The organism is Janthinobacterium kochi, from assembly GCF_051380715.1.
Classification (GTDB): domain Bacteria; phylum Pseudomonadota; class Gammaproteobacteria; order Burkholderiales; family Burkholderiaceae_D; genus Janthinobacterium.
Map to the genome: position 1 here is coordinate 290,449 of NZ_JBNYXO010000005.1, position 6,520 is coordinate 296,968.

Annotated in this window: 4 protein-coding genes and 5 tRNA genes; 7 read left to right on the forward strand and 2 right to left on the reverse strand. The window is 62.4% G+C overall.

Going from position 1 to position 6,520, the window contains the following annotated elements; translation table 11 throughout:
- Window positions 1-5: 5 nt before the first annotated feature.
- Window positions 6-1,571, reverse strand: coding sequence for a phospholipase D family protein (locus tag ACQ4WL_RS13950; protein ID WP_436510302.1), 1,566 nt, complete (start codon window positions 1,569-1,571; stop codon window positions 6-8).
- Window positions 1,572-1,634: 63 nt separating this feature from the next.
- Window positions 1,635-2,879 carry a diaminopimelate decarboxylase gene (lysA, locus tag ACQ4WL_RS13955; RefSeq protein ID WP_436510303.1) on the reverse strand — a complete coding sequence of 415 codons (1,245 nt, stop codon included), beginning with the start codon at window positions 2,877-2,879 and terminating at the stop codon, window positions 1,635-1,637.
- Window positions 2,880-3,026: 147 nt separating this feature from the next.
- Here lysA and ACQ4WL_RS13960 point away from each other — a divergent pair, with 147 nt between their 5' ends.
- The 7 genes from ACQ4WL_RS13960 to ACQ4WL_RS13990 all read left to right on the forward strand — a co-directional run bounded on the left by ACQ4WL_RS13960 (window position 3,027) and on the right by ACQ4WL_RS13990 (window position 6,218).
- Entirely contained in the window at window positions 3,027-3,938 is a 912-nt protein-coding gene (locus ACQ4WL_RS13960) for a LysR family transcriptional regulator (protein ID WP_436510304.1), read from the forward strand.
- Window positions 3,939-4,008: 70 nt separating this feature from the next.
- Window positions 4,009-5,415 (forward strand): glutamate--tRNA ligase, encoded by a 1,407-nt coding sequence (gene gltX, locus ACQ4WL_RS13965; protein ID WP_436510305.1) that lies wholly within the window; start codon window positions 4,009-4,011, stop codon window positions 5,413-5,415.
- Window positions 5,416-5,551: 136 nt separating this feature from the next.
- Window positions 5,552-5,627: transfer RNA gene (locus ACQ4WL_RS13970), tRNA-Ala, on the forward strand.
- Window positions 5,628-5,694: 67 nt separating this feature from the next.
- Window positions 5,695-5,770, forward strand: a tRNA-Glu gene (locus ACQ4WL_RS13975).
- Window positions 5,771-5,903: 133 nt separating this feature from the next.
- Window positions 5,904-5,979: transfer RNA gene (locus ACQ4WL_RS13980), tRNA-Ala, on the forward strand.
- Window positions 5,980-6,016: 37 nt separating this feature from the next.
- Window positions 6,017-6,092 (forward strand) — tRNA-Glu (locus ACQ4WL_RS13985).
- Window positions 6,093-6,142: 50 nt separating this feature from the next.
- Window positions 6,143-6,218: transfer RNA gene (locus ACQ4WL_RS13990), tRNA-Ala, on the forward strand.
- Window positions 6,219-6,520: the final 302 nt, after the last annotated feature.

Here is a 6,520-nt window from a genome sequence, read left to right on the forward strand (position 1 = left end):
AAGTGTTACAGCAGCCAGTCTATCGGCAGCACCGACAGAATCGCCACCCCCATGCGTTTCCACACGCTGGTGCCCGGCTCCGTGTCGTAGCGCGTGATGCCGCCGCTGGCGTTGCGGGCGATCCAGTACAGCGCGCCATCGTCGCCTAGCAGCACCTGGTAGGCGCGCTGCGGGATGGTGGTGCGCATGGCTAGGCCCAGCTGGCTGGCCAGCGCGGGGCTGTCGATGACGAGGCCCATTTCCGTGTTTAAGTCGATCGAGCGTGGGTCGAAGTTGAACGAGCCGACAAAGATGCGCCGGTCATCGACGGCAAAGGTCTTCGCATGCAGGCTCGAGGCGGAGCTGCCGAGGTGGCCAGGCTGCGCGCGCGCCTCGCCCGCTTCCCACGAGCGGCGTGATTCATACAGCAGTACGCCCGCTTCCAGCAGCGGTTTTCTCCACTTCGCATAGCCCGCATGCACGGCCGCCACGTCGGTCGCTTCCAGCGCATTCGTCAGGATGCGCACGCCCACGCCTTTTTGTGCCAGGTCGGCAAAGGCTTGCGTGCCGGACTTGCCGGGCACGAAATACGGCGATACCAGGTCCACTTCCTTTTCCGGCACGCCCAGCAGGTTTTGCAGGTTTTCCGCCACGCCCGTACCTGGCCTGGCCTTGTCCAGCACCTTGGCCGGGTCGTCGCTGACCACGCGCGTTCTTGCCCATTCGAAGGGCAGGGTGCGTTCCATCATCAGTTTGACGAAGGGCGAGGTGCGCAGCGCCTGCACGTATTCCTCGGCCGCCTTGGTATCGTCGATGCGGTCTGCCTCGGCGGCGATGGTGGCCGCGTCGCCGTCGACCGGGCTGGTCAGCAGCAGCCTGGCCGGGTAGGCCGAGGTGCTGTTCCAGTAGCGGTCGAAATCCTGCGAGACCTCGTCGACGACGGGGCCGACGGCCAGCACGTCAAGGTCGGCAAACAGCACGTCACCGGCCGCGCCAAAATATTCATCGCCCACATTGCGCCCGCCGACGATGGTGGCCTGGTTATCGGCCGTGAACGATTTGTTGTGCATGCGCCGGTTGAGGCGGGAAAAATCCGTGGCAAAGGCCAGCGCGCGCGGCGCGCGGGGCACGAAGGGATTGAACAGGCGGATTTGCAGATTTTGCTGCTTGCCCAGCATGGTCAGGGTCTGGTCCAGGCCCGCCGTATTGTTATCGTCGAGCAGCAGGCGCACGCGCACGCCCCGTTCGGCCGCCTGGCGCAGGGCGTCGAACAGCAGGGTGCCGGTGATGTCCTTGTGCCAGATGTAGTACTGCACGTCCAGGCTGCGCTGGGCGGCGGCGGCCAGCAGGGCGCGCGCGGCAAAGGCATCGCGCCCGTCGACGAGCGGGTAAATGCCGGACACGCCGGGATGCTGCGCCACCAGCGGCGCAATGGCCGTGGCTAATTTGGTCTGCGCCGTATCCGTGATGACGCTGGAGGGCATGCGACCTTCCAGCGAAGGCAGCGCGGCGCAGCCGGCAAGGACGGCGCATAGCAGCAGGGGCAGCAGCCGCCGGGTGGCGCTGCGGAAGGGGAGTACTTGGGCGGGCATGGCGGGCTTTCATCGAATTGCCCCGATGTTAGCAGATGCGCATGCCCGCACGCGGGTGCGGTTTTAGAGTTGTTCCAGCGCGATCAGCTCGGCCACCGTCTGGCGGCGGCGGATCAAACGGGATTGCTCCCCATCGACCAGGTATTCGGCCGCATGCGGTCGGCTGTTGTAGTTCGACGACATCGACGCGCCATACGCGCCCGCACCTTCGAAGACGACATAGTCGCCCACCTGCGCTGCGGGCAGAAGGCGTGTTTCGACCACGCCGCCATCGCGCTGGGTGAAGACGTCGCCCGATTCGCACAGGGGGCCGCCGACCACGGTGGCGCATGCGGGGCTGGCGTCCAGCGCGCGGCCGTCGTGCGCGATGACCGACATTTCATGGTAGCTGCCGTACATGGCGGGGCGCATCAGTTCATTGAAGCCCGTATCGAGCAAGGTGAAGTGGTTGCCGCCCATTTGCTTGGTGGCGCGCACTTCGGCCACCAGCAGGCCCGCGTCGGCCACGAGGAAGCGGCCCGGTTCGATTTCCAGGTGCACGGCGTGGCCCAGATGCGCCTCGATCTGCTTGCGCGCCGCATCCCACAGCTGGAAGTAGTGGTCGGTGTCGACCGGCTGCTCGCCTTCGCGGTAAGGCACGGACAGGCCGCCGCCCGTGGAAATGGCTTCCAGGTCGTGGCCCATGTTTTTCACCAGGTCGACCATGGTGCCGCAGACGGTTTCCAGGTGGCTGTAGTCGACGCCCGAGCCGATGTGCATGTGCAGGCCCACCAGGTGCAGGCCATGCGCGCGGATGACGGCCAGCGCCTCCGGCAGCTCCTCATGCCAGATACCGTGCTTGCTGTTTTCGCCGCCCGTATTGGTCTTGTTGCTGTGGCCATGGCCATAGCCTGGATTGATGCGCAGCCAGACGCGGTGGCCGGGCGACACGGGGCCCAGTTGGCGCAGCATGTCGACGGAGCCGCAATTGACTTCGATCTTCGCCGCCGCCACGCGCGCCAGGGTAGCGCGGTCGAACAGGTCGCAGGTGAATACCACTCCGGCCGCGCCATGGGTTTGCGCCGGCGTAAAGCCCGCCTGCAGCGCGCGCTCGATCTCGCCCAGCGACACGGCATCCACGTGCACACCCGCTTCGCGCATCAAGGTCAGTAAATGGATATTCGAATTGGCCTTTTGCGCGAAGCGCACGGTGTCGAATTGTGCCAGCTGGGCGATGCGCGCGCGGACGGTGGCGGCGTCATACACCCACAATGGCGTGCCGTGTTCCTGGGCGAGTTGGGCGAGGGTGGCGTCTGGCACTGGTTTCATGGTGGTTGTCTTTGTCATGTTATGGGTGGCGTCGGATTTCGCGGGCCTTGCCCGCTAATCCGACCTACGATGCTGACCATGATGCGGGTTTTCTTTGTAAACATAAAATATCCATTTAGGTCTACCTTATTCATTTATGATATGGGCATGACTATCTCCTTGCGCCATATCGAAGTCTTTCGCGCCATCATGACGACGGGCAGCGTGACGGCGGCCGCCGCCATGTTGCACACCTCGCAGCCGACCGTCAGCCGCGAGCTGGCGCGCCTCGAACATTTGACGGGCTTGACCCTGTTCGAGCGCGAGCGGGGGCGGCTGCGCCCCACAGCCCAGGCGCTGCAACTGTTCGAGGAAGTGCAGCGCGCGTATTTCGGCCTGGAGCGCATCGTCAGTACGGCGGCGGCCCTGCGCCAGTTCGACCAGGGGCAGTTGTCGATCGCCTGCCTGCCCGTGTTTTCCCAGTCGCTGCTGCCGCAGGCGTGCAAGCGCTTCGTGGCCGATTTTCCGAAGGTGAGCATCAGCATCACGCCGCAGGAATCGCCGCTGCTGGAAGAGTGGCTGTCGGCGCAGCGCCACGACATCGGCCTGACGGAAGTGGACAATGCGCCACCGGGCACCGCGCTCGCCACCTTGATGTCCGTCGATGAAGTGTGCGTGCTGCCCGATGGTCATGCGCTCGCCGGCAAGGCCGTGCTGCAGCCGGCGGATTTCGCGGGCCAGCCTTTCATCAGCCTGGCCGCCGTCGACCCTTACCGCCAGCAGATCGACGCCATCTTCGCGCAGGCGGGCGTGGAGCGGCGTATGGCGCTCGACACGCACAGCGCCGCCTCCGTGTGCGCGATGGTGCGCGAAGGCGTGGGCCTGGCCATCGTCAATCCGCTCACGGCCCTTGATTATGCGGGGCAGGGCTTGCAGATCCGCCGCTTCGGCGTGTCCTTGCCGTTCACCGTGAATCTGGTCAAGCCTTTGCACCGGCCCTTGTCGCAACTGGTCGCCCTGTTCGAGCAGGCGCTGCATGCGCAGGCTGAGGAAGTAAAAAGGCGCTTGCTGCAGCTGTGACGGCGCTTGTGGAGCGGCGGCGGTCAACAGAGTAAAATGGCGTTTTACTTATTCAAGCCTGATTACCTCGATGACCACAACCGCTACTCCCGTCCGTACCCGTTTCGCTCCCAGCCCGACCGGCTATCTGCACCTGGGCGGCGCCCGCACCGCTTTATACAGCTGGGCGTATGCCCGCCACTTCGGTGGTACCTTCGTGCTGCGCATCGAAGACACGGACGTGGAGCGTTCCACGCCGGAAGCCGTGCAAGCCATCGTCGAAGGCATGAAGTGGCTGGGCCTGGACCACGACGAAGGCCCGTTCTACCAGATGGCCCGCATGGACCGCTACCGCGAAGTGGTGGCGCAGATGCTGGCAGAGGGTACGGCTTACCACTGCTACTCGTCGCCGGAAGAAGTCGAAGCGATGCGCGAGCGCATGCGCGCCGCCGGCGAAAAACCACGCTACGACGGCACCTGGCGCCCGGAACCGGGCAAGACCCTGCCGGCCATCCCTGCCGACCGCAAGCCCGTCGTGCGCTTCAAGAATCCGCTCGATGGCGACGTGACGTGGGACGATGTCGTCAAGGGCACGATCACGATTTCGAATCGCGAGCTGGACGACCTGGTGATCGCCCGCCCGGACGGCACACCAACGTACAACTTCTGCGTGGCAGTCGATGACTGGGACATGCAGATCACCCATGTGATCCGCGGCGACGATCATGTCAACAATACCCCGCGCCAGATCAACATCCTGCGCGCCATCGGCGCTCCGCTGCCGCTGTACGGCCACCTGCCGATGATTTTGGGTGCGGACGGCGAGAAGCTGTCGAAGCGCCACGGCGCCGTCAGCGTGATGGATTACCCGGCGCAGGGCTTCCTGCCGGAAGCGATGCTGAACTACCTGGCGCGCCTGGGCTGGAGCCATGGCGACGACGAAGTGTTTTCGACCGAGCAGTTCTGCGAGTGGTTCAACCTGAATCACCTGTCGAAATCGGCGGCCCAGTTCAACAATGAAAAACTGGCCTGGCTGAACAATCACTATATCAAGCAGGCCGACAACGCCCGTCTGGCCGACCTGGCGCGTCCGCAAATGGTCGCTGCCGGTGCCGTCTTCGAAGGCGCGCCGGACCTGGCGCAAGTGCTGGGCATGATGAAAGAGCGCGCCAACACCATCAATGAACTGGCAGCGGCCTCGATGCTGTTCTTCCGCGCGCCGCAACCGGAAGCAGAGTTGGTAACGCAGCACATCACGGATGCCATCAAGCCCGTGCTGGCGCAGTTTGCCGAGCGCATCGCCACCGTGGAGTGGAGCAAGGAAGCCGTGGCCGCCATGATCAAGGAAGTACTGGCGGCCAACACCATCAAGATGCCGCTGCTGGCCATGCCCTTGCGCCTGATTTTGACGGGCCAGCTGCAGACGCCGGCCATCGACCAGGTGGTGGTGATCTTCGGCCGCGACACCGTGCTGGCGCGCCTGGCAAAGTGGCTGTAATCGCCGCAATGAAATACGCGTAGAAATATGCGTAGAAACAGCGTGCGGAAACCGTCCCTATGAAAAGTTGCTCATAGACGAAAAAGGGTATTTGCAGAGTGAAACTTCTTTGCTATACTCTTGTTTCTGCACCAACGGGGGTATAGCTCAGCTGGGAGAGCGCTTGCATGGCATGCAAGAGGTCAGCGGTTCGATCCCGCTTACCTCCACCAGCAGCAAAATCGCAGTCAGGTTTTGTTAGTTGTGGAAGTGGTGCAGTTGTTGTTTAGTAGTTCCGCGGTCCCCATCGTCTAGAGGCCTAGGACATCACCCTTTCACGGTGAGTACAGGGGTTCGAATCCCCTTGGGGACGCCAGGTTTTGTGGTATAGTAGTGGCAGTTGTTTGTACTGATTGTTGTAAGTTCAGGCCCGTAAAAAGCGGAATCTGGATGGAAAGCAAGTAGTGGAACAAAGTCGCCAAGTGCGGCTTTTATTATTTCTGCGCCCGGGGGGTATAGCTCAGCTGGGAGAGCGCTTGCATGGCATGCAAGAGGTCAGCGGTTCGATCCCGCTTACCTCCACCAATAGCGCAGAAGTAAAGTAGCAAAATGTAGTGCCAAGGTCCCCATCGTCTAGAGGCCTAGGACATCACCCTTTCACGGTGAGTACAGGGGTTCGAATCCCCTTGGGGACGCCAGTTCAGTCTGGTGTTTTAGTAGTAAAGAAGTAGCAGTGTTTCTGCGCCCGGGGGGTATAGCTCAGCTGGGAGAGCGCTTGCATGGCATGCAAGAGGTCAGCGGTTCGATCCCGCTTACCTCCACCAACAGCGCAGAAATCACATGATAATCAAAGTCGCCTTGAGCGGCTTTTTTTATTTGCGTCAGCGATTTCTTCGCTAGGGGGAATATGGCTAAGCTGTTAGCGCGCTTGCATGGCGTGCAAGAGGTCAGCGCTTAGCTCCCGCCTTACCTTCACCACCAGCGCAGAAATCACATGATAATCAAAGTCGCCTTGAGCGGCTTTTTTTATTTGCGTCAGCGATTTCTTCGCTAGGGGGAATATGGCTAAGCTGTTAGCGCGCTTGCATGGCGTGCAAGAGGTCAGCGCTTAGCTCCCGCCTTACCT

Bases quoted from the DNA above. Each gene is read 5' to 3' on its own strand.
- ACQ4WL_RS13950 (WP_436510302.1), bottom strand. From the start codon at position 1,571: ATGCCCGCCCAAGTACTCCCCTTCCGCAGCGCCACCCGGCGGCTGCTG.
- lysA (WP_436510303.1), bottom strand. From the start codon at position 2,879: ATGAAACCAGTGCCAGACGCCACCCTCGCCCAACTCGCCCAGGAACAC.
- ACQ4WL_RS13960 (WP_436510304.1), top strand. From the start codon at position 3,027: ATGACTATCTCCTTGCGCCATATCGAAGTCTTTCGCGCCATCATGACG.
- gltX (WP_436510305.1), top strand. From the start codon at position 4,009: ATGACCACAACCGCTACTCCCGTCCGTACCCGTTTCGCTCCCAGCCCG.